Below are 24,367 nucleotides of genomic sequence, written 5' to 3'. Positions count from 1 at the left end.
TCCGAAGGCACGTCGAAAACTGATTACCTGAAACGCTCAAAAGTAATGCAAGGAAGACGGGATGATTAAAACACGTTTGATCAGGAGAGCGAATGCTGTCTTCGGCGGCTTGCGCGTGATAGCGGTAATTCTATTAGCAGCCCTTTGTGCTGTGCCGGCTCACGCTGCACTTTGTTGGTTCGACAAAGATAAGAGCACGAAGAAAGTTACGTTCACGATACCCGCAGATCTCCAGGTGCCGCGTGATACGCCGATTGGCGCAGTTATTTGGGAGAGCTCAATCTACAATGCAGTCAATCCAAATAACAACTATACGTGTAGTACCTTCCACCACTGGGGGCTAGGGAATAGAGTTGGAGGGTCCTCCAGTTCGGATGCTAAAAATATTTTGCCGATCGGGAAAACCGGCCTCGGGTGGAGCCTCTACTACAATTATTTTGAAGTCGACGATATTGGTCATCAGACCAATTCAAGACCGGGAGGAAGCTACAACCCTGATGGGGTTCGGATGCGGTTATATATAAAAAAAATTGGCCTTGTTGAGGCAGGTGCTCGCGTTCCAAGTGGGCTTATCGGAGTTGTGAGCGTTGAGAAGCTGTTCGACTCTTTTTCGATCAATACAAGTAACGAGGCTGGCGTTGGCACGCTGAGTTGCAAGTCGCCGGATGTTGTTGTGAAGATGGGAGACAAGAACGATACCGGGCAATTCAAAGGTGTCGGCTCATCATTGGCACCCGTCAACTTTTCGGTCGCTATGAAGGAGTGTCCCGAAGGCATCAACAAGGTGTCTTACCTGCTGAAGCCCAACACTGAAATCGTGGATGCAGCGCGTTCAGTCGTCGCGCTCGATGCCGCATCGACTGCAAAGGGTGTCGGCTTACAGATTCTCGATGAAAGCGGCAACCCTGTAGCGCTGAATAAGACGATCGTCTTCAGTGGCTACGATAAAGTTGGTGGGAATTTTGATATCCCACTCAAAGCGGCCTACCACCAAACCGCGACAGTAGTTGGACCAGGCACGGCAAATAGCTCGGTTGCGTTTGTGATGAGCTATGACTAGGTCTGCGTAGTGCGCTATTCCGCCCACTATGTCAGTGGACTGCCTATAAAACCGTCGTGTGCTTTGGACACACCAAGAAAAAACCCGCGACAGCTTGCACTGTCGCGGGTTTTTGCTTTGAAAAGCTGGTGGAGCCGGCGGGAATCGAACCCGCGTCCGCAAGCCCTCCACAGAGAGTTCTACATACTTAGTTCTGTCATTTGATTTAACCGCCGCATCGCGGACGAACACGCTCTACGACGGCGATTCACTAAGTTTTCGTCTCTAGGCCCGTGACTCACCTAAAGCTTATCTGACGTAGATGACCTCGCTAGTCTTGCGACCCTAGCCCGTCAGCGAGCCAGTGCGAGGACGGCGGCCCTTAGGCTGCCAGTGCGTAACGTTCGTCGTTAGCAGTTATTGCATTCCCATTGATTAACGAGGTGACGGGTCCTCGGTATGCCCTCCACTGCTTCGCAACCCACGTCGAAACCAGGTCGGCCCCAGTAAGGAAGTGTCGATTATCCCATAGATGGGCTACTTCAGCGAAAAATCAACCCGCGTCGTCTTGCCCTTGTCCTTGATGCCATCTGCGTTGAGTTTGGGGGCGACAACAAAAAGGCGCCCCGGATCCACACGCTCGGCAAGTGCGACATGCACCGCATTCGCCCGACGCTGCGCAAGCTCTCGCAGATCCGCATCCGTCACTTGCACATTCGTTTCCATCAGCTTGCGCATCTCGTCGGGCGGCAAGGATTTGGCCAGCCCGATCACGTTGCGCGGTTTCGGGAATTTGGCGGCTTTGTACGCGCGTTCAAGATACTTGTTCTCTTCTTCAGGCTTGACTGTCGTGTCGGCTTCGGCGGAGTCGCCTGCATCCTTGAGCTTCTGTTCACGAATCTGACGGTTCACGGCCTCCCGGCGCAGGCCGTCGCGGTCAAATTCCGGGTCGACGCGGCCGACAATGTCGACCTTCAGCGCTGGGCGGTCCTTGAGTGCAGTGGCCAGCTTGTCGAGCTTGGCCAATGACGCCTGACTGATGTTTGACGTGCCTGGATCAAACTCGATGTAGCCGAGTTCTTCTCCGCCGCTGCCGCCAAATGCGCTGGCGAGCAAGGAGAACGGTGCCGTTACGGCGCGTGCAATGAGGTTGACGAACGCGCGCAGGATGACACCGCCGATGCTGAACTGCGGGTCATCGAGTGAGCCCGACACTGGCACGCGCACGTCGATCTCCCCACGCGAATTCTTCAGCAGCGCCACCGCCAGGCGCACCGGCAGATTGGTAGCGTCCTTGCTTTCCACGCGATCGCCGAAGGTGAGCTGGTCGATGAAGATATGGTTGTCGGCGGTCAACTTGCCTTGGTCGAGCAGGTAGTGCAGATCCATCGTCAGCTTGCCCTTCGTGATCGGGTAGCCGGCGTATTTGGCGGAGTAGGGCGTGAGGTTGGTCAGCTCCACGCCGTCTGCCTTGGCTGTGAGATCCACAAAGGCCGTGGGCGCGAGCGGATTGACTTTGCCGTGGATGTCGACGGGCGCGGTGCCGTCGACACTGCCTCGCAGCGTCACGTCAGCGGGTGTCTGATTTGCGGCGGTGCTGATCGTGCCGACCGAGCCACCGATTGCGGTCAGGTTGGCGGTGTAATTCGGCTTGACGAAGTTGTCGGTGAAGCGGATGTTGCCGTCCTGCAGCGTGATGGCATCGACGCGCAGGTCGGCGCCGCCGGCTTTGGGTGCGGGACCGGAGGCCGTTACGGTTACGGCCGATGCAGGCGCTGCGGGAGCCGAAGCCGCAGCGGCCGACGCCGATGCGGGTTCGCTCTGCGTCAACGAGCGGCGCTCCTCGGTCGGCTGCACGCGGATGTCCTGCAGGTTCAGGCGGCCGTTCGGGTTGATGATGATCCGCGCGTAGAACGTCGATAGCGCAACGGCGCCCACCCGCACGCGCGGCGTGGTGCCGTCGTAATTCGCCTGGATGCGGTTGAGCGCAAGCGAGCGCCAGCGCAGGAAGTCGTCCGAACTTACGCGGTCTTGCAGGCGCACGTTGCCCAGCGTCGCGTTGCCCTGGTAGGTGACCGTCAGTGCCTTGCCCTGGTTGAGCACGAGGCGCCCATCCATCGATAGCAGCGCGCTCGTAATCGCTGCGTTCAGCGTCTTGTCCAGATACGGATCAAAACCCGCCAGCGACAGGTTCTGCGAGTTCACACGCAGATCGGCCTTCAGTGGCTGCGGCACCACTTCGCCACGCACATCGAGCTTGCCCTTCGTGCCCAGCCCCGCACCGATCTGCACGTTGACAGGTTTGCCAAGATCGGTGGAGGCGTTTTGCACGACCACGTTCAGCGGCTCGACACGGATCTTGACCGGACGCGAGTTCGATTGGTCTTCAAAGCCGACGGCACTGTTGTCCAGCTTCAGTGTCTGCACCGTCACTGCCCACGGCTTTTCGGCTGGGGCATTCGGCTTTGCGGCGGACTTGACCGGCGTCGCCGATTTGCCCGCGGCGGGCTGCGGCCCATCGAGCAGTGTCAACGTGGTCGTACCGTCCTTTTTGCGCAGCGCGTCGATCTGCAGGCCGTCGGCGCGCACTTCGTTCAGTGCGATGGTGCGGGCGCTCAGGTCGAAGCTCTTTACGTCTGCGCGCAGCAGCTTGGCGCGCAGCGCGGTGTCCTTGCCCGTGGCGGGCGCCAGCGACAGGTCGGCCAGGCTCGCGGTCAGCGGTTCCGCGCGTACGTTGAATTTTTCCGGCCCGAAGTCGAGCGCCACCTTGCCGTCGGCCGACAGCGCGCCGTTCTGCAATTGCGGGGCGCCCGCTTGGCGCAGATACGGGCTGATGCCGGCCAGCTTTACGCCGTCCAGCTTGAGTTCCAACTCGCCGGTGTTCTTCTCCAGTGACGTGTTGCCTTTGACATTGAGTGTGCCGCCTTGCGCCAGCTTGGCTCCCACATCGAGAGTGGTTGGGCCACCCAGCGTGCGTACGCCGATGTCGCCGTGGAGGTCTTCCAGCGTCAGGTCGGCCGCAGGCTGCGTGGTCGCGTCACGCCAATGGACCGTGCTGTTGGTCAGTTGCAGCTTGCTGACCACCACATCCAGCGGTTTCGGTTTGGCGGTCGACGCGGGCTCAGGTTTGGCAGCTTTCGCTTCAGCAGATGCAGGCTTGCTCCCGAGCTGAGCGAAATTGATCGCTCCATCTGCACCACGCGTGGCATCGACGCGCACGCCATCGAGCGTCAGCGCATCGAGGTGGAATACGTTGTCGAGCGGGCGCACGTCGCTCAGCGTTGCACGCACTTGTTTGGCGGCCACCAGCGGTGCCTTCTTGGCGTCGACCACTTCCAGGTTGTCGAGGCCGGTCGTGCCGTGTACGCGCAGCACCGGCGCGCCGCTCTTCGGCTTCTGAAAGTCGATCGTCAGGTCGGTTGTCAGCTTGCCTTGCGGCACTGCCACCGGCAGCGGGCCGGGCACGTAGCCGAGGTAGCGGGGCAGATCCAGGCCATCGATCTTGACGTTGAGGTTGGATTCGAGCGAATCGGCGAACGGCTTTGTCTTGCCCGCGAAATGCAGCGGTGCGCCGTCGATGCGCGCGGCCAGCAGCGGCTGCACGAAGATGTCCACGTCGGCCGGCAGGCTCGCCAGGAAAGGCACGCCGATCTGCAAGCCATCCACCTTGTGCTGCGTGCCGAGCGGCTGGTCGACAAAATCGATCGCGCCGTTGGCCAATTGCAGATTTGCGAAGACGAAACGCGCCGGCTCGTTCGACTTGGGCTTGGGTGGGTTCTCCGGCTGGCTTAACCTGTCGACGATGTCGGAGAAGTTGAAGCGCTGTTCGGCGGTGCGCACGATACGCACGTGTGGCGCGTCGATGCTGAGCTCTTCGATGACGGGCGCGCGGCGGAAGATCGAACTCCACGACGCGTTCACATGCAGATGGCCGACGTCGACGAACGGGGTCTTGCCGTCGCGCTCGGCGATGTGGAGCTGGTCAACATCAAGCCGCAGCGTGTATGGGTTGATGCTGATCTTGCCGACCGAAACCGGCCGTTCCAGCACCTTGCTGAGTTGCGTTTGCGCCAGGTGGCGCAGCAGCGGCGGGCCACCGAATGCGCCCAGCAGGCCGAACACCACCAGGAAGATCAGCACGCCGATCCCGGTGCGTTTGGTACGTCGCGATGTGCCGACCTGAGCCGCGCGTTGCCAGCCGGCCGTGCCGCGCACGCGATCAAGCCGTGCGCGCCAGCCGTTGGTATTCGATTGCAGATCAGGGCGCGAATCGCGGGAGGTGCTCATGCTGGTGTCGGTCCGGCCATGGCGTGGCCTACTTCGTCAGTCGGTCGACCGCCACGTCCCCGGGGGGAGGCGGCGGTCCTGAAAGATGCGGCGCCCAGGCTTTCACCTGGGCATCGTGGTCAAGCGCCTTGCGATTCGAGCAGCAGCGGAATCAGCTCGGCCGCGCTGGCAATCAGCGCATCGGCGCGCCATTCCACGGGCGATGGTCCATTACCACAATAGCCGTAACTGGCCGCAATGGTAGGCATGCCGGCGGCGCGGCCGGCTTCAATATCGCGAAGGTCATCGCCCACGTAGACGATCTGCCGTGCATCGACGCCGATGGATTCGGCTGCATGCAGCAGCGGGGCTGGGTGAGGCTTAGCGTGCGGCGTGGTGTCGCCTGCAACGACGCAGGCAGGCGGCACGGGGAACGACAGCTGGGCAACCAGCGGTACCGTCAGTCGGCCCGACTTGTTGGTGACGATACCCCAGGGGATGCCGGCGCGGCCCAGTTCCGCCAGCACGTCAGCCATGCCCGGAAACAGCTGCGTGCGCACACAGATTTCTGCTTCGTAGTTGGCGAGAAACGCCAGCCGCAGCGATTCGAATTCAGCATCTCCCGGCCCAATGCCGAACGCCACGCCAATCAGCCCACGGGCACCATGCGAGGCGACCGGGCGCAGCGCTTCGTAGTCCACCGGTTCGAGGCCGCGGTCGGTGCGCACCTTGTTGGCCGCCGCAGCAAGATCGGGGGCCGTGTCCGCAAGCGTGCCATCCAGATCAAACAGCACCGCGCCCAGCGGATCGGGAAATTGGCGCACCCTCATGCCTCGGCCGGACGGCGCGTCGCCATCAAGTAGTTGACGCTGGTGTCCTGCGTAAGGGCGTAGCGGCCGGTGATCGGGTTGTATTCCAGCCCGCGCATTTCTTGCGCTTGTAGGCCAGCACCGCGTACGAATGCGCTTAGCTCAGAGGGGCGAATGAACTTGGCGTAGTCATGCGTGCCGCGCGGCAGCATGTTCAGGACGTATTCCGCACCTATCACCGCCAGCAGGTACGCTTTGGCGTTTCGGTGGATTGTGGAGAAAAATACGTAACCGCCCGGCTTCACCAATGTCGCGCATGCGCGAACAATGGATGCCGGATCGGGCACATGTTCGAGCATCTCCATGCAAGTAACGACATCGAAGCTGCCAGGCTCACGCGCGGCCAGCGCTTCTGCGGCGATCTCCTCGTAATCGACGGTAATGCCTGCCTCGAGGCTATGCAGGTCTGCGACACGCAATGCTTTGCGGGACAGATCGATGCCTTTGACGTTGGCTCCGGCACGCGCCATGCTCTCTGAAAGGATGCCGCCGCCGCAGCCGACGTCGACGACGCGTTTGCCTGCCAGCGGTGCGATTGACTGGATCCAGTCAAGGCGCAGCGGGTTGATTTCGTGCAGGGGTTTGAACTCGCTGTTCGGATCCCACCAGCGGTGGGCGAGTTCGCTAAATTTTTCGAGTTCGCCAGGATCGGCGTTCGCGTGAGTGGTCGTCATGTTGCGCTGCGCCAGGGCATATCGGCTAGGTGAGGAAATGTACCAAAAAGCGTGGCCCCGACCAAATCACGGGGTCTGGAAAAAGGTTTCACATTGAAACAGAGGTGAACAAACGCGCATGTATCTCCTCCAACTGTCACCTTCGCTCAAGGAGAGATCAATGAAATCCAAACAAATTCTGATAGGACTGGGTGTTGTGGGCCTGACGGTGCTGGCAGGCTGTGCCGCGCCCGGTTACGGTGGTGGTTATAACGGTGGGTATGCTCAGCAGCCTGCTTATGGTCAGCAACCGGCTTATAGCGGACAGCCCCAGCAAACGGGCGCCCTTTATGGCCGGGTCGAATCGATTCAGCCGATGCAGGCCCCGGCAAACAGCCCGGGCATTTTGGGCACGATCATCGGCGGCGTGGCCGGCGGCATTCTGGGTCACCAAGTTGGTGGCGGTACGGGCAACACGGTCGCGACCATTGGTGGCGCAGCACTCGGTGCCTATGCGGGCAACCAAGTCGAACAGCGCGCCGGAGCGGGTGGGCAAACGGTGTACCGCATCACCGTGCGCCTGGATGATGGCCGCGTCGCGACCGTCACGCAGCGAAACCCGAACAATCTGCGCGTTGGCGATCGCGCCATGGTTGCTAACGACCAGGCGACACCTTCCTATCAATAAGAAGGGCGGTCATGAGGAAGGGGCATCGGTGCCCCAAATAGAAAAAGCGATGGCGCATTTGGCGTCATCGCTTTCTTATTGCCTATTTCCGCAGCAGACCAGTGGAGCATTTGCCGATGTATAGACGAAAAAAAGCCCAGCTTTCGCTGGGCTTTTTCCCGGTGTGAACCGAATTACTGAGCCTTGCGGGTGCCGACCACTTCGACGTCCACGCGGCGGTTCGGTTGCTGGCAGGCGATTTGTGCCTTGCGAGCGCCCTTGCACGACTTCGGATCAACCTTCAGCTGGCGCTTGCCCTTGCCTTCCGTGTAAACACGGTTGGCTTCGATGCCCTTGCTGACCAGGTAGCCCTTGACGGCTTCAGCACGACGGACCGACAGGCGGTCGTTGTACTTGTCCGAACCGAACGAGTCGGTGTGGCCAACGGCGATCACGACTTCCAGGTTGATGCCATTCAGCTTCGAGACCAGGTCGTCCAGCTTAGCCTTGCCTTCCGGCTTCAGCACAGCCTTGTCGAAATCGAACAGGGTGTCAGCAGCGAACGTAACCTTTTCGCTCGACACAACCGGAGCAGCCGGAGCAGCCGGAGCAGCCGTCGGAGCAGCAGCCGGAGCCAGAGCGCCGTCGCACTGAGCGTTGGCGGTTGCCGGCGTCCAGAAGCCATTGCGCCAGCACAGTTCGTTCGTGCCGTTCTTCCAGACCCACTCGCTCGTGCCGTTACCCCAGTTGTCGTTGACGGCCTTCTTTTCGTAGGGCACCGACTGAGCGTAAGCGGACGCAGCCATGGCTACCGCAGCTGCAGCGAACGCGAGCTTGGCAAATTTTTTCATATTTCTCCTCTCAGGATGAGATCACCGCAGAAGACTGCGAGCAGATGGGACGAAAACAAGTCATACATTCTTCGGAGTATAACATTCTCGGTGTGGTGAAGGCTCCACTTCGAACAATGTCTGCCTCTTCGCTGGGGGATTGTGCCACAAGCACGCACTCCTAAAAAGCAAATATAAGCGATTCGAACGGGGCGCCACGGCCTTGTGGTGTGTACGCAACAAGGCAGGAAATGGCTCGCAAACCCTTATGGGGACTGGCTCCCCGGTTTTGCCCTCGCTCGCAGGGAACGTGCCCGGGGTTGACGATGCGTCGCTCGCGCGTATGAGGGGAGGGGGCTTGCGGCATGGTAAAATGTTCTGTTATTCGCGCAACCGCAGCGTCCTGCAGTGGGCATCACTGTGCTCACTAGGGGACCTCTCACCGTTCGCCCAATGGATCAATTCGCCAAAGAGACACTCCCGGTATCGCTCGAAGAAGAAATGCGCAGCTCGTACCTCGCTTACGCCATGAGCGTGATCGTGGGCCGCGCCCTTCCAGATGTTCGGGATGGTCTCAAGCCAGTGCATCGTCGTGCGTTGTACTCGATGCACGAGCTGAACAACGACTGGAATCGCCCCTATAAGAAGTCCGCCCGTATCGTCGGGGATGTGATTGGTAAGTATCACCCCCACGGCGACACTGCTGTATACGACACCATCGTGCGGATGGCGCAGAACTTCTCTCTGCGCTACATGCTGGTCGACGGCCAAGGCAACTTTGGCTCGGTCGACGGCGACAACGCCGCGGCGATGCGTTACACCGAAATCCGCCTGTCGAAGATCGCCCACGAACTGCTGGCCGACCTCGACAAGGAAACGGTCAATTTCGAGCCGAACTACGACGGTTCCGAAACTGAACCGTCCGTTTTGCCGGCCCGCATTCCCAACTTGCTGATCAACGGTTCGTCCGGGATTGCGGTGGGTATGGCGACGAATATTCCGCCGCACAACCTGAATGAAGTGGTTGATGGCTGCCTGCATTTGTTGCGCAACCCCGAAGCGACGGTTGACGAACTGATTGAGCTGATCCCGGCGCCGGACTTCCCGACGGCCGGCATCATCTACGGCATTTCGGGTGTGCGTGAAGGCTATCGCACCGGCCGCGGCCGCGTCGTGATGCGCGCCAAGACGCATTTCGAGGATATTGATCGAGGTCAGCGCCAAGCGATCATCGTCGACGAGCTGCCCTATCAAGTTAACAAGCGCACGCTGCTCGAGCGTATCGCCGAGCTGGTCACCGAAAAGCGCATCGAAGGCATTTCCGACATTCGCGACGAGTCGGACAAGTCCGGCATGCGCGTGGTGATTGAGCTCAAGCGTGGCGAAGTGCCGGAGGTTGTTCTTAATAACCTCTATAAGAATACGCAGCTGCAGGACACGTTCGGTATGAACATGGTGGCGCTGGTCGACGGCCAGCCGCGTCTGCTGAACCTGCGCCAGATGCTGGAGTGCTTCCTGCTGCACCGCCGCGAGGTGGTAACGCGCCGCACCGTGTTTGATCTGCGTAAGGCGCGAGAGCGTGGTCACATCCTCGAAGGTCTGGCTGTTGCGCTTGCCAACATCGACGAGTTCATCGCAATCATCAAGGCCGCTCCAACTCCGCCGGTTGCGAAAGCTGAGCTGATGAACCGCAGTTGGGATTCGGGCCTCGTGCGCGACATGCTTGTTCGCGCGGAGAGCGAAACCTCCGGCGGCGGTGCTGCGTATCGCCCGGAAGGTCTTTTGCCCGTCTTTGGTATGCAGGCCGATGGTCTGTACAAGCTGTCGGACACGCAGGCGCAAGAAATCCTGCAGATGCGCCTGCAGCGCCTCACCGGGCTGGAGCAGGACAAGATCGTTCAGGAATACCGTGAGGTGATGGCGCAGATCGCCGATCTGCTGGATATCCTGGCACGGCCAGAGCGCATTACCGCCATCATCGTCGAGGAACTTACCGCCATCCGCGCGGAATTTGGCGATGAGCGTCGCTCGCAGATCGAACACAATGCGACCGAGTTGGACACAGAAGACCTCATTACGCCTCAAGATCTGGTGGTGACGCTGTCCCACAGCGGCTATATGAAGAGTCAGCCGATTTCCGAATATCGTGCGCAAAAGCGTGGCGGCCGTGGCAAGCAGGCTGCCGCGACGAAGGAAGACGATTGGATCGACACGCTGTTTGTTGCCAATACCCACGATTACATCCTCTGCTTCTCCAACCGCGGTCGCCTTTACTGGTTGAAGGTTTGGGAAGTGCCGCAAGGCAGCCGTAACTCGCGCGGTCGTCCGATCGTCAATATGTTCCCGCTGTCGCCGGGCGAGAAGATCAACGTGATTCTGCCCGTGAAGCAGTTCGACGAGCAGCACTTTGTGTTCATGGCCACCTCCAAGGGGACGGTCAAGAAGACGGCGTTGACGGAATTCTCGAACCCGCGCAAGGCCGGCATCATCGCGGTGGATCTGGACGAGGGCGATTTCCTGATTGGTGCGGACATCACCGATGGTCAGCATGATGTGATGCTGTTCTCCGACGCCGGCAAGGCGGTGCGCTTCGATGAAAACGACGTGCGCCCGATGGGGCGTCAGGCGCGTGGCGTTCGCGGTATGAACCTGGAAGAGAGCCAGCAAGTGATTGCCATGCTGGTTGCGCCGGCGGAAACCGAAGGCGAAGGTGCCCAGTCGGGCGCCGGCAGCGTGCTGACCGCTACCGAGAACGGCTATGGAAAGCGCACGCCGATCTCGGAATACACCCGACATGGCCGCGGCACGAAGGGCATGATCGCCATCCAGACCTCCGAGCGTAACGGCAAGGTGGTGGCCGCCGCGCTGGTGGCGCCTGAAGACGAGATCATGCTGATCACGACGGGCGGCGTGCTGATCCGCACGCGTGTGGACGAGATTCGTGAAATGGGTCGCGCCACGCAGGGTGTCACCCTCATCTCGGTGGGCGAGGGTAACAAGCTGTCTGGGCTCCAACGTGTGATGGAGTCCGATGCTGAAGGTGCAGAAGGAGGTATCGAAGGGAGCGATGCGGAGGATGCCGCCCCGGGTGCCGATGCACAGGCGGATGACAGCAGCGAGACATAATTAGAAACATCTTTTGCTTGCCGTTAGGCGCAGTTCTGTCATGATGCCGGACCTGTGCGCGGCAAGGGCTTGGAACTTTTGCATCACACGCCCGGCCTAAACGCAACGCTTATCTCAAGGGAGCAACAATGCACAAGAGTCTCAAACTCAAACATCTGATTGTGGTGGCCGGTTTCGCTCCGCTGTTTGCGTTCGCGCAGGCTGGCGACGCTGACAAGACGGCTGCCATCAAGGACCTGCTGACGACGATGAACGTCGATGCAGCCATCAAGGGTCAAGGTGAAGTGTTGGCCAACGGCGCTAAGCAGGAAGCCCCGCTGGTGCTGGAGCAAGCACTGGTCGAGAACAAGACTCTGAACGACAAGCAGAAGCAAGCTGCTGTCGACAAGCTGAAGAAGAACGGCGCCGTGCAGCGCATGACCGACGGCGCCGGCAAGGACTTCGACACGGAAGCGTTCCGCAAGGACGCTCTGCAAGCCCACTATGACTCGCTGGGCAAGTACTACTCGACCCAGGAAATCAAGGATCTGACCACGTTCCTGAAGACGCCGAGCGGCCAGAAGTTCATGGCCAACCAAGGTAAGGCGATGCAGGAAGTGTGGGGCAACGTGATGCAGAAGTACGGTCCGCAAGTCGGCAAGAAGATGCGCGACATGGCTGACAAGGAAGTTTCCGCTGCTGCGAAGTAATTAACCGGCATAGGCGGACGATCGGGGCGCAATCCCCGGCGCGCTGCCAGTTGGTAGATAATGGCTGTTTGGGTTTGCGCCCAGACAGCCATTTTTCTTTTGCCCTTCGCCCTATGAACCAAGCGGATCGAGCCCTTCAAGCCAGCCAAACGCGCGTGTACAACTTTTCGGCAGGTCCGGCGGTGTTGCCGCTCGAGGTGCTGGAACAGGCGAAGGAGGAGATGGTCTCCTGGCACGGCAGCGGCATGAGCGTGATGGAAATGAGCCATCGCGGCCGCGAATTTGAAAGCATCCTGGCAGCCGCGTTTGGCGATTTGCGGCAGTTGCTGGCGGTGCCGGACAACTACGAAATCCTTTTCCTGCAAGGCGGTGCCATCGCCGAGAACGCCATCGTGCCGCTGAACCTCATGCGTCGGCTGTCGGCGGATGCACCGAAGGCTGACTACGTCGTCACCGGCACGTGGTCCGTCAAGTCGCAACAGGAAGCGCGCAAGTACGGCGAGGTGAACATCGCAGCCACGAGCGAGGCCGAGCGCTTCCACAAGATCCCGGATGTCTCGAGCTGGAAACTGTCGTCAGATGCAGCCTACGTGCACCTGTGCACGAACGAAACCATTGTCGGTGTCGAGTATCAGGAGACGCCTGACATCGGTCAGGCGCACGGGCGTGTGGTGGTGTCCGACGTGTCGAGCCACATCCTCTCGCGGCCGATCGACTGGAATGGCTATCAGGTCCTCTACGGCGGCGCGCAGAAAAACATCGGCCCTGCCGGCCTGACGATTGCCATCGTCCGCAAGGACCTCCTGGGCCACGCGCACCCGCTGTGCCCGTCGGCATTCAATTGGCGCCTGGTGGCTGAGAACGGCTCGATGTACAACACGCCGCCCACTTACGCCATCTACATCGCGGGGCTCGTGTTCCAGTGGATCAAGCGCCAGGGCGGGGTCGAGGCGCTGGAGACGCGCAACATCATCAAGTCGAAGATGCTGTACGACTTTATCGACGCCAGCAGCTTCTACCGCAACGAAATTCATCCGACGTGCCGGTCGCGCATGAACGTGCCGTTCTTCCTCAACGACGAATCCCGCAACGAGGCGTTCCTCACGCAGGCGCGCGAGCGCGGGTTGGTGCAGCTCAAGGGCCACAAGTCCGTGGGCGGCATGCGGGCGAGCATCTACAACGCGATGCCGCTGGAAGGCGTAGAGGCGCTGGTCGACTTCATGCGTGAGTTTGAAAGAGTGTCCGCGTAAGGCTCACCCTCAATCACGGCAGAACATTGCGCGAAGCGCCCGCTTCGCGCGGCAATTTGCAATCCGTTGCCGAACCAGATTCCTACAATGACCAGTCAGTCAGACGATACGAAGCAAAACAAGGACGCCGCATTAGCGGCGGAGCTTGCGCCGTTGCGCACGCAGATCGACGCCATCGACAACCAGCTGCTTACGCTGCTCTCCGACCGCGCCAAGGTAGCGCAGGAAGTGGGCGAGGTGAAGAAGCGCTATTCGTCACCGGCGTTCCGGCCGGACCGCGAGTTGCAGGTCATCCGCAAGATGCAGTCCGGCAATCAAGGGCCGCTGCACGACGAGAGCATCGCCGCCATCTGGCGCGAGGTGATGTCCGCCTGCCGCGGCCTGGAGCAGGCGCTGCGCATCGGCTACCTCGGCCCGGCGGGCACGTTCTCGGAGCAGGCGGTGATCGCGCATTTCGGCCACGAGATCCAGCCGATGCCGTGCCCGAGCATCGACGAGGTGTTTCGTGCGGCGGAGTCTGGCACGGTCGATTGCGGTGTGGTGCCGGTGGAAAATTCGACGGAAGGCGTGGTGTCGCGCACGCTCGATCTGTTCTTGCAGACGTCGCTGAAGATCAGCGGCGAGATCGCGCTGCGCGTGCACCATAACTTGCTGCACAAGACGGGCGACATGTCGCAGGTGAAGGTGGTGCGCGCGCATGCGCAGGCGCTGGCGCAGTGCCAACGGTGGTTGAACACGAACTATCCGAATCTGCCGCGCGAGGCCGTGTCGAGCAACGCCGAAGCAGCGCGTATGGCAGGCGAGGACGAAACCATCGCTGCGCTGGCAAGCGTCCAGGCGGCCAACCGCTATGGCCTGCACGTGGTGCGTGCCAATGTGGAAGACGATCCGCACAACCGCACGCGCTTTGTTGTGATCGGCAACTACGAGACGGAGCCGAGCGGACGCGATCAGACGTCGTTGATCCTGTCGGTCCCGAACGAGGCTGGTGCTGTCTACAAGTTGCTGGCGCCGTTGGCAGAGAACGGCGTGTCGATGTGCCGCTTCGAGTCGCGCCCGGCGCGCAGCGGTGCGTGGGAATACTACTTCTACGTCGATGTGGAAGGCCATCAGCGCGACCCACAGGTCGCGCGCGCGCTGGAAAAGCTGCGTCACGACGCGGCGTATTTCAAAGTGTTGGGGTCCTATCCCTCGGCACATTGAGGGATTCAAGGCGCTCTGCACGGGCAGAGCGTCGATAACAGAGGAGCACCCCATGTCTTTGCAGTTCGGCCCCGAGTATGTCCGCGCCATCGCCCCTTATGTGGCCGGCAAGCCGATTTCCGAAGTAGCACGCGAGTTCGGTCTGGATGCCACGCGCATCGTCAAGCTGGCGTCCAATGAAAACCCGCTGGGCATGCCGCAGTCCGCCAAGAATGCGATGGCCTCGGCCATTGACGAGCTGGCGCGCTATCCGGATGCCAACGGCTTCAGCCTGAAAGCGGCGCTGCATGCCAGGTTTGGCGTGCCGGAAACATGGATCACGCTCGGCAATGGCAGCAATGACATCCTCGAACTGGCGGCACGTGCGCTGGTATCGCCGGGGCAGGCCGTGATGTATGCGCAGCATTCCTTTGCCGTGTACGCACTCGCGGCGCAGGAGGTGGGTGCGCGCGCCATCGAGGTGCCGGCTCGCGATTATGGCCATGACCTCGATGCGATGGCCGCGGCGATTACGCCGGACACGCGTCTGATCTACATCGCCAACCCGAACAACCCGACTGGCACGTTCCTGTCGTCCGACGAGATCGCGGCGTTCCTGGCCAAGGTGCCGCCGACGGTCGTTGTCGTGCTGGACGAGGCATACAACGAATTTCTCAAACCGGAGCAGCAGTACGACTCCACCGCCTGGGTGCGCCAATACCCGAACCTGCTGGTGTCGCGCACATTCTCCAAGGCGTACGGGCTGGCTGGCCTGCGTGTGGGCTACGGCATTGCGCAGCCGCAGTTGACCGATCTGCTCAACCGCATCCGCCAGCCGTTCAACGTCAACAGCTTGGCGCAGGCGGCAGCGGTAGCGGCGCTCAACGATGCGGAATTCCTGGGTCGATCAGCTGAACTGAACGCTGCCGGTTACGTGCAGTTGACGGACGCGTTTGATCGGCTGGGCCTCAAGTACGTGCCGTCTTCGGGCAATTTCGTCCTAGTGCGCGTGGGCGATGACACGGGCGCCGGTGCGCGGGTGAACGTTGCATTGCTCAAGCAAGGTGTGATCGTGCGTCCGGTCGGCAACTACGGCTTGCCGCAATGGCTGCGCATCAGTATCGGCTTGCCGGAAGAGAACGCCACGTTCATCGGTGCACTTGAGGCAGCCCTGGCACAGGAAAAAGCCGCCGCTTAACTTCAGCAGCGACCGTCGTAGCGCCCTGTATCAGGCTCGGGCGCTGCGCACATCGGGCTACAATGCCGCTTTGCTTTTTTCTGGCAGGGCGGTGTTGTGGCCTCTTCTTTTTCCAGTTCCCGGTTGGTGATTGTCGGCGTCGGCCTGATTGGCGGTTCGCTGGCGCTGGGCTTGCGTCGTGCGGGGGTGGTTGGGCATGTCGTGGGCGTCGGGCGATCTACCGCGTCGCTTGAGGCGGCGATCCGTCTGGGCGTGATCGACGAAGCCCTGCCGATGGAAGAGGCCGTGCGCGGCGCCGACATGGTCGTGCTATGCGCGCCCGTCGCACAGACGCTGCCGTTGCTGCTCGCCATGCAGCCGCATCTGGGTCCGGACACCATCGTGACGGATGCCGGCAGCACCAAGTCAGACGTCATCATGGCCGCCAAGACGGCGCTGGGCGATCAGGTCAGCCAGTTCGTTCCGGCTCACCCGATTGCCGGCCGTGAGCTGAACGGCGTGGAGGCTGCCCTGGCCGATCTCTATGTCGGCAAAAAGACCGTGCTTTGCCCCCTGCAGGAAAACCGGCGCAGCGACGTTGCCCGTGTGCAGGCGATGTGGGAAGCGGCAGGGGCGTTTTGCCACATCATGTCGGCCGTGCAGCACGACGCTGTGTTCGCCGCCGTCAGCCACCTGCCGCACGTGCTGTCATACGCGCTGGTCGCGCAGATCATCAATGCCGAAGACGGGGCGCTCAAGCTTGATTTCGCCGGCGGTGGCTTCCGCGATTTCACCCGCATTGCCGCATCGTCGCCCGAGATGTGGCGTGACATCTGTCTGTCGAATCGCGATGCGCTGCTGCGTGAACTTACAACGTACGAAGCCGTGATCGGACGCCTGAAGACGATGATTGCGGAACGTGACGGTGCGGCGCTCGAGCGCGTGTTCCGCCGTGCCAGCGAAGCGCGCTTGGCGTGGCCGCAACGCGTGGCAGCGGCAAATGCCACCGGCCCGCAATCCGAATAACGTTTGTTTTGAACTGAATGGATTCATGGAACATCTCGACGTTGGTCCGCTGAAGACGGCGCGCGGCACCATCAAGCTGCCGGGCTCGAAGAGCATCTCCAATCGTGTGCTGCTGCTGGCCGCGCTCGCCCAAGGCGAGACCGTGGTGCGTGACCTGCTCGACTCCGACGACACGCGTGTCATGCTCGACGCGTTGGGCAAGCTGGGCGTCGCGGTCGAAGGCCTGGGCGACAACGCATACCGTGTCACCGGCACCGCCGGCCGCTTCCCGAACAAGTCGGCCGATCTGTTCATGGGCAACGCTGGGACAGCCATCCGTCCGCTGACGGCCGCGCTGGCGCTGCAAGGTGGCGAGTACACGCTGCACGGCGTGCCACGCATGCACGAACGGCCGATCGGCGACTTGGTCGACGGGCTGCGCCAAGTTGGCGCGTGCATCGATTACACGGGCAATGAGGGCTATCCGCCGCTGGCGATCCACGCCGCACCGGTCGAAATCGACGCGCCGATTCGCGTGCGCGGCGATGTGTCGAGCCAGTTCCTGACGGCATTGCTGATGGCGCTGCCGCTGGTCGAGTCTGCCGGCAATGTCACCATCGAAGTGGTTGGCGAGTTGATTTCCAAGCCTTACATTGAGATCACGCTGAACCTGATGGCGCGCTTCGGAGTGCAGGTCGCGCGGGATGGCTGGGCGTCGTTTACCGTACCGACCGGCGTGGCCTACAAGGCGCCGGGTGAGATCTTTGTGGAGGGCGATGCATCGTCTGCCTCGTACTTCCTGGCCGCAGGCGCGCTTGGCGGCGGGCCGGTGCGCGTGGAGGGTGTCGGCATGTCGAGCATCCAGGGCGATGTCCGCTTTGCCGACGCGCTCAACCGCATGGGCGCCAACGTGATGGCCGGCGGCAACTGGATCGAAGTGCGCGGTGTCGAGCGCGACGACGGCAAGTTGCACGCCGTCGAGTTGGATTGCAACCACATTCCGGATGCGGCAATGACGCTGGCTGTGGCCGCGCTGTTTGCCGATGGTACGACCACGCTGACGAACATCGCGAGCTGGCGCGTCAAGGAAACCGACCGCCTGAGCGCGATGGCCACCGAACTGCGCAAGCTCGGGGCCGAGGTCGAAGAGGGCGCGGACTACATCCGCGTGACGCCTCCGTCGCAATGGACGCCCCCGGCCGGTGGCATCGACACTTACGATGATCATCGTATGGCGATGGCGTTCTCGCTGGCGGCGTTCGGTCCAGTGCCCGTGCGTATCAACGACCCGCGTTGCGTCGCCAAGACGTTCCCGGAATATTTCACTGCGTTCGGTGGCATCACCGCTTGAATCGCAATTAACCGCCTGCATTTCATCATGTCCGAGACAGCTGCTTCCATGTCGTACCCGGTCATTACCATCGACGGACCGACCGCATCTGGCAAGGGCACGGTCGCTCACCAGATCGCGGATCTCCTTGGTTTTCACCTGCTGGACAGCGGGTCGCTGTACCGCCTGGTCGCCCTCGCCAGCATGCGCGAGAACATCGACGACCACGACGTCGACAGTCTTGTGCGCATCGCGCGGAACCTCGATGTGCGTTTCAAGGCGGATCACATCTGGCTCAAGGGCGAGGATGTGAGCTTGGCGCTGCGGCATGAGTCCGTTGGTAATCAGGCTTCGGCCATCGCCGTGCATGGCGCGGTGCGGGAGGCGTTGCACGCACGCCAGCGCGCGTTCCTGGAAGCACCCGGTCTCGTGGCCGACGGCCGCGATATGGGCACGGTGGTTTTTCCTGAAGCGGTGCTCAAAGTGTTCCTGACGGCAAGCGTGCAGGCACGCGCTGAGCGGCGTTATAAACAATTGATTGCAAAGGGTTTTTCTGCTACAGTTGAAAGTCTTTCGCAGGACTTGGAGGCGCGTGATTTGCGGGATCGCACCCGCAGTGTCGCGCCGCTGCGTCCGGCGCAGGATGCGCGGCAGCTGGATTCGTCCGACATGACGGTCGATGAAGTGGTCGCGCAGGTACTGGACTGGTACCGTCAGGTGCAGGGCGCCAACCAGGCAAACTGACCCGGCTGGACTGGTTCGATCGGTGCTGGTGGCATGTCGCTGCCAGCGGTTGTTCAACTTATAACCCCGCATGCGTGTCTTCGCCCATTCTGTGCGAAAGCAATGCGAGGCATGTTCTGCGGATGCCTATTTTTTATGTCCCAAACTAACGAATCTTTTGCCGCCCTGTTCGAAGAGTCGATCGCCAAGTCCAATATGAAGGCTGGCGAAGTGATCTCTGCGGAAGTTGTGCGTATCGACCACAACTTCGTCGTTGTGAACGCGGGCCTGAAGTCTGAAGCTTTTGTTCCGGTCGAAGAATTCCTGAACGATCAGGGCGAGCTGGAAGTGCAAGTCGGCGACTACGTTTCGGTCGCAATCGACGCGCTGGAAAACGGCTATGGCGACACCATCCTGTCGCGCGACAAGGCCAAGCGTCTGGCTTCGTGGCTGAACCTTGAGAAGGCACTGGAATCCGGCGAGATCATCTCCGGTACCGTGACCGGCAAGGTCAAGGGCGGTCTGACCGTTATGGTCAACGGTATTCGTGCATTCCTGCCGGGTTCGCTCGTCGACGTGCGTCCGATCAAGGACACCACGCCGTACGAAGGCAAGACCCTCGAATTCAAGGTCATCAAGCTGGACCGCAAGCGCAACAACGTTGTGCTGTCGCGCCGTGCCGTGGTTGAAGCTACGCTGGGCGAAGAGCGTCAGAAGCTGATGGAGACGCTCAAGGAAGGCGCGATCGTCAACGGTATCGTCAAGAACATCACCGACTACGGCGCGTTCGTGGATCTGGGTGGCATCGACGGTCTGCTGCACATCACCGACCTGGCATGGCGTCGTGTGCGTCACCCGAGCGAAGTGCTGTCGGTTGGCCAGGAAATCACCGCCAAGATCCTCAAGTTCGACCAAGAGAAGAACCGCGTCTCGCTGGGCGTCAAGCAGCTGGGCGAAGACCCGTGGGTCGGCATCTCGCGCCGCTACCCGCAAGGCACCCGTCTGTTCGGCAAGGTGACGAACCTGACCGACTACGGCGCATTTGTCGAGATCGAAGCTGGTATCGAAGGCCTGGTCCACGTGTCGGAAATGGACTGGACCAACAAGAACGTGGCCCCGTCGAAGGTTGTCCAGCTGGGCGACGAAGTGGAAGTCATGGTTCTGGATATCGACGAAGACAAGCGTCGTATCAGCCTGGGCATGAAGCAGTGCAAGGCCAACCCGTGGGACGATTTCGCACGCAACCAGAAGAAGGGCGACAAGCTGGCTGGCCAGATCAAGTCGATCACCGACTTCGGCGTGTTCATCGGTCTGCCGGGCGGCATCGACGGCCTGGTGCACCTGTCGGACCTGTCGTGGCAAGAGACTGGCGAAGAAGCCGTTCGCAAGTACAAGAAGGGCGACGAAGTGGAAGCCGTCGTGCTGGCCATCGACGTCGACAAGGAACGCATCTCGCTGGGTATCAAGCAACTGTCGGGCGATCCGTTCAACAACTTCATCTCGACCAACGACAAGGGTTCGATCGTGCAGGTCACGATCAAGGCCGTTGATCCGAAGGGCGCCGTGGTGCAGCTGGCTGACGACGTGGAAGGCTACCTGCGCGCCTCGGAAATCTCGAGCGACCGTGTTGAAGACGCCCGCAACGTGCTGAAGGAAGGCGAAACGATGACCGCGATGATCGTCAACATCGATCGCAAGTCGCGCAACATCAACGTTTCCATCAAGGCGAAGGACAGCGCCGACCAACAGGAAGCGATGCAGAAGTTCTCGGCGGATACCGGCGCAGCTGGTACCACGAACCTCGGCGCGCTGCTGAAGGCCAAGCTGAACGAAACCAATCAGTAAGCATCAACCGGGTCGACCCTAAAGAACGACAAGGACGCGCGCAAGATGCCCATGACCAAGTCCGAACTCGTGGAAAAGCTGGCCGCCCGCTTCCCGCAGCTGCTGCTGCGGGATGCCGACATCGCGGTCAAGACGATCCTGGATGCGATGTCCGACGCCTTGGCGGACGGCCACCGCATCGAGATCCGCGGATTCGGGAGTTTTGGTCTGAATCGCCGTCCGCCGCGTGTCGGTCGCAATCCCAAGTCTGGCGAGAAGGTGCTGGTGCCCGAGAAGCGGGTACCGCACTTCAAGGCGGGCAAGGAGTTGCGCGAACGGGTTGACCGCAGCCTAGAGCGACAAGGCGACCCCTCTTCGGAGGGCGAGCCTGCCGTGTCGCTCGCGGCTGTAAAGGCTGCGCGAAAGACTGACAGCACCCGTCAGGCTGCCGGGTTTCCGGTAGACACGGCGGTGCCGTTGGCTATGTCGCGCTGAGCCCAGGTAGCACTTGGTAGTTTCAGGAACGCCCCGCTTGCCGGGGCGTTTTTTATTCTGGCAATGCTTGTCTCCCGCCAAGCGCGGCGTGGCTGGCCGCCATATGAATCCGCTACAATGCGGCACAACACGGCAATCGTGCCGCATCCGGCTGCTGCACCGCCGCCCGTTTCCGAATCCGCATGAAATTTCTCGTCTGGGTCGTCCGCATCCTGTTGTTTGTGCTGCTTTTCGTGCTGGCACTGCACAACACGGCGGAAGTCTCGCTAGCGCTGCCGTTTGGCGTGGTCTGGCATGCACCGTTGATCCTGATCGCCTTGGCGTTCTTTGTCGCTGGCATCTTGCTGGCCATGCTGGCGATGGCACCGCGTGTGATGCGGCATCGCTTTGCGGCAAGCCGCCTGCGTCGCCAGATCGGTCGCATGAAGAAGGCCGAAGAGGTGACCGAAGCGCCGACGACGCCCGTTGTTGCCGATTCTCCGTATCACGTTCCCGGCCCCAAGGTCTGACGCATGGATTTTGATCTCTGGTGGCTGTTGGCCATCCCCCTGGTGTTTGGCTTGGGCTGGGTGGCCGCTCGACTCGATGCCCGCCAGCTTCGCACCGAACAATCGTCGCTGCCGCGCTCGTATTTCAAAGGGCTGAATTTTCTGCTCAACGAGCAGCCCGACAAGGCTATCGACGCCTTCATTGAAGTCGCGCGTCTGGACCCGGAGACCACTGAGCTGCACTTTGCGCTCGGTAGTCTGTTCCGTCGGCGCGGCGAAACCGAACGCGCCATCCGCGTTCACCAAAACCTCGTCAACCGTCCGGATCTTCCGCCCAATGAACGCGATCACGCGTTGTTTGAACTGGGGCAGGATTTTCTGCGAGCGGGCCTGCTGGATCGCGCAGAGGAATCCCTGCGCATGCTGATGGAAGGCACATTCGCCGAGCCGGCGAAGCGCGTGCTGCTCGAGTTGTACGAAGTCGAGAAGGAGTGGCGCAAGGCCATTGAAGCAGCGCGTGAATTGCAGAAGCTGCAAGGCAAGGATTACGCGGTGCAGATCGCGCAGTTCTGCTGCGAGGTTGCGCAGGAAGCGTTGCAGCGCAAAGACGTGCCGACCGCCGTCGAATGGCTGGAACGGGCCCTGCAGGAGAATCCCAAGAACGTGCGTGCCACCATCCAGTTGGGCGATGTGGCGCAAGGGCGGGGCGATGTGGAAGGAGCCATCAAGCGTTGGCGCAGCATCGAACAGCAAAACACCGCGTTCTTGCCGCTGGTGGCCGAACGCCTGATGAAGGCGTACACGCAGCTTGGCCGCGCCGCCGAGGGACTCGCCTGGCTGCGCTCCAAGATGGACGCACGCCTGGGCCCCGAACTGCTCGATACGGTCTACAAATACGAATTGGACGTACACGGTATCGACGATGCCGTGGCGCTGATGCGCGACCAGATCCGTCGTCAGCCTTCGTTGATGGCGTTGACGCGGCTGGTGGAAGCCGAGGCGACGCGCGCGTCCGAGGCGGTTGGCCATGAGGCACCCGCGACGGCCGACGTTGCCGAGAGCGCGCTAGCGGATCCGGTTGAAGCGGGCGGCAATGCTGACATCCAGCGCGCGCAGGATCTCGGCGCCATTCGCGATTTGCTGCAAAGTCGTACGCGCAATCTGGCGCGCTATACCTGCCAGGAGTGCGGTTTCCGCGCGCGTCTGTTTTATTGGCAATGCCCCGGCTGCAACCGCTGGGAAACGTATGCTCCGCGCCGTACCGAGACGCTCGGCGGCAGCGGCGGCGCCAGCATGTAATTCAGTCCGGCGCGGCGCATTTGTAGCGGCCGCGCTGGCGCTTTTTTAATCTTCAAGTGTTTGTATGAAAATCACCATCATCGGTAGCGGTTATGTCGGTCTGGTCACCGGCGCGTGTCTGGCGGAGCTGGGCAACGATGTGTTTTGCCTCGATGTCGACCAGAAGAAGATCGACCTGCTCAATGCCGGCGGCGTGCCGATCTACGAACCGGGGCTGAAAGAGCTGATCGAGCGCAACCGCGCGGCCGGCCGCATCCAGTTTTCGACCGACGTGGCTGCCAGCGTGGCACACGGCGACGTGCAATTCATCGCTGTGGGAACGCCGCCCGATGAAGATGGCTCGGCCGACCTGAAGTACGTGCTGGCTGCCGCCCGCAACATCGCCCAGCATATGACGGGCTTCAAGGTGATCGTCGACAAATCGACCGTGCCGGTGGGAACGGGCGACAAGGTGCGCGCCGCGGTTCGCGAAGTGCTGGCGACGCGCGGCAAGTCCGACATCGGCTTCTCGGTGGTGTCGAATCCCGAATTCCTGAAAGAAGGCGCCGCGGTGGACGACTTCATGCGCCCGGACCGCATCGTGCTCGGCACGTATGGCGATAACGACGGTCTGCGCGCCAAGGCCATCATGCGCACGCTTTACGCGCCGTTCAACCGCAACCACGAACGTACGTTCTACATGGACGTGCGCTCCGCCGAGTTCACCAAGTACGCCGCCAATTCAATGCTGGCCACGCGCATCTCGTTCATGAACGAGATGGCCAATCTGGCCGACAAGGTGGGCGCGGATATTGAACTCGTTCGCCTGGGCATCGGCTCAGACCCGCGTATCGGCTATAGCTTCCTCTACGCCGGCACTGGCTACGGCGGGTCGTGCTTCCCGAAGGATGTGCAGGCGCTCGTGCGCACGGCGCAGGAGTACGGTCAAACGCTGCACGTGCTGGAAGCCGTTGAAGCGGTCAACGACAAGCAGAAGGAAGTGCTGGTCGACAAGATCGAAGACCGCATGGGCGTCGACCTTACCGGCCGCACCTTCGCCATCTGGGGTCTGGCGTTCAAGCCGAACACCGACGACATGCGCGAAGCACCGAGCCGCATCCTGATTGCAGCGCTATTGGCGCGTGGCGCTCGCGTGCAAGTGTATGACCCGGTTGCGATGGAAGAAGCCCGCCACGCGTTGGCACTCGATCTTTCTGCCGAACAACTGGAACGTGTGACCTTCTGCGCCGGTCAGATGGACGCGCTCAAGAATGCCGACGCGCTGGTCATCGTGACCGAGTGGAAGGCGTTCCGCAGCCCGGACTTCAACGCCGTGAAGGCCCTGTTGAAGACACCGATGGTGTTCGACGGCCGCAACCTGTTCGAGCCGCAAGCCATGCGCGACGCGGGCTTTGAATACCAGGCCATCGGGCGCTCCACCCAATCGTAATCACCGAGACCCTCCGGCCGCTGCCG

At 61.3% G+C, this 24,367-nt stretch carries 19 protein-coding genes and 1 other RNA gene; 15 read left to right on the top strand and 5 right to left on the bottom strand.

Going from position 1 to position 24,367, the window contains the following annotated elements; genetic code table 11:
• Positions 1 to 61: 61 nt before the first annotated feature.
• Positions 62 to 1,060 carry a fimbrial protein gene (locus tag NG898_RS15320; RefSeq protein WP_252693180.1) on the top strand — a complete coding sequence of 333 codons (999 nt, stop codon included), beginning with the start codon at positions 62 to 64 and terminating at the stop codon, positions 1,058 to 1,060.
• A 126-nt stretch (positions 1,061 to 1,186) separates the two neighbouring features.
• On the opposite strand, the gene ssrA is transcribed toward NG898_RS15320, so the two are convergent.
• The 4 genes from ssrA to ubiG form a co-directional block, all read right to left on the bottom strand.
• Positions 1,187 to 1,544, bottom strand: a transfer-messenger RNA (tmRNA) gene (gene ssrA, locus NG898_RS15315).
• A gap of 32 nt (positions 1,545 to 1,576) precedes the next feature.
• Complete coding sequence (locus NG898_RS15310) at positions 1,577 to 5,326, bottom strand: DUF748 domain-containing protein (RefSeq protein WP_252693178.1); 3,750 nt, start codon at positions 5,324 to 5,326, stop codon at positions 1,577 to 1,579.
• Positions 5,327 to 5,445: 119 nt separating this feature from the next.
• Complete coding sequence (locus tag NG898_RS15305) at positions 5,446 to 6,135, bottom strand: HAD-IA family hydrolase (RefSeq protein WP_252693176.1); 690 nt, start codon at positions 6,133 to 6,135, stop codon at positions 5,446 to 5,448.
• Positions 6,132 to 6,848 (bottom strand): bifunctional 2-polyprenyl-6-hydroxyphenol methylase/3-demethylubiquinol 3-O-methyltransferase UbiG, encoded by a 717-nt coding sequence (gene ubiG / locus NG898_RS15300; protein WP_252693174.1) that lies wholly within the window; start codon positions 6,846 to 6,848, stop codon positions 6,132 to 6,134. Before ubiG ends, NG898_RS15305 begins: the two co-directional genes overlap by 4 nt.
• Before the next feature lie 160 nt (positions 6,849 to 7,008).
• On the opposite strand from ubiG, the gene NG898_RS15295 reads away from it, so the two are divergent.
• Positions 7,009 to 7,515, top strand: a complete 507-nt coding sequence (locus NG898_RS15295; RefSeq protein WP_092971690.1) for an outer membrane lipoprotein — start codon at positions 7,009 to 7,011, stop codon at positions 7,513 to 7,515.
• Positions 7,516 to 7,688: 173 nt separating this feature from the next.
• Here NG898_RS15295 and ompA read toward each other — a convergent pair whose 3' ends face one another.
• Positions 7,689 to 8,345: an outer membrane protein OmpA gene (gene ompA, locus NG898_RS15290; protein WP_004629211.1), complete on the bottom strand. Its 657-nt coding sequence runs from the start codon at positions 8,343 to 8,345 to the stop codon at positions 7,689 to 7,691.
• A gap of 432 nt (positions 8,346 to 8,777) precedes the next feature.
• Here ompA and gyrA point away from each other — a divergent pair, with 432 nt between their 5' ends.
• The 13 genes from gyrA to NG898_RS15225 all read left to right on the top strand — a co-directional run bounded on the left by gyrA (position 8,778) and on the right by NG898_RS15225 (position 24,341).
• Positions 8,778 to 11,450: a DNA gyrase subunit A gene (gyrA, locus tag NG898_RS15285; protein ID WP_252693172.1), complete on the top strand. Its 2,673-nt coding sequence runs from the start codon at positions 8,778 to 8,780 to the stop codon at positions 11,448 to 11,450.
• A gap of 128 nt (positions 11,451 to 11,578) precedes the next feature.
• A complete protein-coding gene (locus NG898_RS15280; protein WP_252693170.1) occupies positions 11,579 to 12,139 on the top strand; it encodes a DUF2059 domain-containing protein in 561 nt (186 codons plus the stop codon).
• A 113-nt stretch (positions 12,140 to 12,252) separates the two neighbouring features.
• Complete coding sequence (serC, locus tag NG898_RS15275) at positions 12,253 to 13,389, top strand: 3-phosphoserine/phosphohydroxythreonine transaminase (protein ID WP_252693168.1); 1,137 nt, start codon at positions 12,253 to 12,255, stop codon at positions 13,387 to 13,389.
• A gap of 87 nt (positions 13,390 to 13,476) precedes the next feature.
• Complete coding sequence (gene pheA / locus NG898_RS15270; protein ID WP_252693166.1) at positions 13,477 to 14,592, top strand: prephenate dehydratase; 1,116 nt, start codon at positions 13,477 to 13,479, stop codon at positions 14,590 to 14,592.
• Between the two features lie 52 nt (positions 14,593 to 14,644).
• Positions 14,645 to 15,769: a histidinol-phosphate transaminase gene (gene hisC, locus NG898_RS15265; protein ID WP_252693164.1), complete on the top strand. Its 1,125-nt coding sequence runs from the start codon at positions 14,645 to 14,647 to the stop codon at positions 15,767 to 15,769.
• A gap of 96 nt (positions 15,770 to 15,865) precedes the next feature.
• Positions 15,866 to 16,774 carry a prephenate dehydrogenase gene (locus NG898_RS15260; protein WP_252693162.1) on the top strand — a complete coding sequence of 303 codons (909 nt, stop codon included), beginning with the start codon at positions 15,866 to 15,868 and terminating at the stop codon, positions 16,772 to 16,774.
• A 25-nt stretch (positions 16,775 to 16,799) separates the two neighbouring features.
• Entirely contained in the window at positions 16,800 to 18,104 is a 1,305-nt protein-coding gene (aroA, locus tag NG898_RS15255; RefSeq protein WP_252693160.1) for a 3-phosphoshikimate 1-carboxyvinyltransferase, read from the top strand.
• Positions 18,105 to 18,131: 27 nt separating this feature from the next.
• Entirely contained in the window at positions 18,132 to 18,827 is a 696-nt protein-coding gene (gene cmk / locus NG898_RS15250) for a (d)CMP kinase (protein WP_252693159.1), read from the top strand.
• 135 nt (positions 18,828 to 18,962) lie between these two features.
• Positions 18,963 to 20,651, top strand: coding sequence for a 30S ribosomal protein S1 (gene rpsA, locus NG898_RS15245; protein WP_004629196.1), 1,689 nt, complete (start codon positions 18,963 to 18,965; stop codon positions 20,649 to 20,651).
• Between the two features lie 45 nt (positions 20,652 to 20,696).
• Positions 20,697 to 21,125 (top strand): integration host factor subunit beta, encoded by a 429-nt coding sequence (locus NG898_RS15240; protein WP_252693158.1) that lies wholly within the window; start codon positions 20,697 to 20,699, stop codon positions 21,123 to 21,125.
• A 182-nt stretch (positions 21,126 to 21,307) separates the two neighbouring features.
• On the top strand, positions 21,308 to 21,634 hold the full coding sequence (locus NG898_RS15235; protein WP_252693156.1) for a LapA family protein: 327 nt from the start codon (positions 21,308 to 21,310) through the stop codon (positions 21,632 to 21,634).
• Positions 21,635 to 21,637: 3 nt separating this feature from the next.
• Positions 21,638 to 22,912, top strand: coding sequence for a lipopolysaccharide assembly protein LapB (gene lapB / locus NG898_RS15230; RefSeq protein WP_252693154.1), 1,275 nt, complete (start codon positions 21,638 to 21,640; stop codon positions 22,910 to 22,912).
• Between the two features lie 64 nt (positions 22,913 to 22,976).
• Positions 22,977 to 24,341, top strand: a complete 1,365-nt coding sequence (locus NG898_RS15225) for a UDP-glucose dehydrogenase family protein (protein ID WP_252693153.1) — start codon at positions 22,977 to 22,979, stop codon at positions 24,339 to 24,341.
• The last annotated feature ends 26 nt before the right edge of the window (positions 24,342 to 24,367 follow it).

Source organism: Ralstonia mojiangensis (assembly GCF_023955645.1).
GTDB lineage: Bacteria > Pseudomonadota > Gammaproteobacteria > Burkholderiales > Burkholderiaceae > Ralstonia > Ralstonia mojiangensis.
The sequence above is the reverse complement of the archived record's forward strand: the minus strand, read 5'-3'. Positions and strand labels throughout refer to the sequence as shown.

Excerpts from the sequence above, each read along its gene's own strand:
- ompA (WP_004629211.1), bottom strand. The coding sequence starts at position 8,345 with ATGAAAAAATTTGCCAAGCTCGCGTTCGCTGCAGCTGCGGTAGCCATG.
- pheA (WP_252693166.1), top strand. The coding sequence starts at position 13,477 with ATGACCAGTCAGTCAGACGATACGAAGCAAAACAAGGACGCCGCATTA.
- aroA (WP_252693160.1), top strand. The coding sequence starts at position 16,800 with ATGGAACATCTCGACGTTGGTCCGCTGAAGACGGCGCGCGGCACCATC.
- NG898_RS15280 (WP_252693170.1), top strand. The coding sequence starts at position 11,579 with ATGCACAAGAGTCTCAAACTCAAACATCTGATTGTGGTGGCCGGTTTC.
- serC (WP_252693168.1), top strand. The coding sequence starts at position 12,253 with ATGAACCAAGCGGATCGAGCCCTTCAAGCCAGCCAAACGCGCGTGTAC.
- NG898_RS15225 (WP_252693153.1), top strand. The coding sequence starts at position 22,977 with ATGAAAATCACCATCATCGGTAGCGGTTATGTCGGTCTGGTCACCGGC.
- NG898_RS15240 (WP_252693158.1), top strand. The coding sequence starts at position 20,697 with ATGCCCATGACCAAGTCCGAACTCGTGGAAAAGCTGGCCGCCCGCTTC.
- hisC (WP_252693164.1), top strand. The coding sequence starts at position 14,645 with ATGTCTTTGCAGTTCGGCCCCGAGTATGTCCGCGCCATCGCCCCTTAT.
- NG898_RS15235 (WP_252693156.1), top strand. The coding sequence starts at position 21,308 with ATGAAATTTCTCGTCTGGGTCGTCCGCATCCTGTTGTTTGTGCTGCTT.
- cmk (WP_252693159.1), top strand. The coding sequence starts at position 18,132 with ATGTCCGAGACAGCTGCTTCCATGTCGTACCCGGTCATTACCATCGAC.
- lapB (WP_252693154.1), top strand. The coding sequence starts at position 21,638 with ATGGATTTTGATCTCTGGTGGCTGTTGGCCATCCCCCTGGTGTTTGGC.
- rpsA (WP_004629196.1), top strand. The coding sequence starts at position 18,963 with ATGTCCCAAACTAACGAATCTTTTGCCGCCCTGTTCGAAGAGTCGATC.
- ubiG (WP_252693174.1), bottom strand. The coding sequence starts at position 6,848 with ATGACGACCACTCACGCGAACGCCGATCCTGGCGAACTCGAAAAATTT.
- gyrA (WP_252693172.1), top strand. The coding sequence starts at position 8,778 with ATGGATCAATTCGCCAAAGAGACACTCCCGGTATCGCTCGAAGAAGAA.
- NG898_RS15305 (WP_252693176.1), bottom strand. The coding sequence starts at position 6,135 with ATGAGGGTGCGCCAATTTCCCGATCCGCTGGGCGCGGTGCTGTTTGAT.
- NG898_RS15320 (WP_252693180.1), top strand. The coding sequence starts at position 62 with ATGATTAAAACACGTTTGATCAGGAGAGCGAATGCTGTCTTCGGCGGC.
- NG898_RS15295 (WP_092971690.1), top strand. The coding sequence starts at position 7,009 with ATGAAATCCAAACAAATTCTGATAGGACTGGGTGTTGTGGGCCTGACG.
- NG898_RS15310 (WP_252693178.1), bottom strand. The coding sequence starts at position 5,326 with ATGAGCACCTCCCGCGATTCGCGCCCTGATCTGCAATCGAATACCAAC.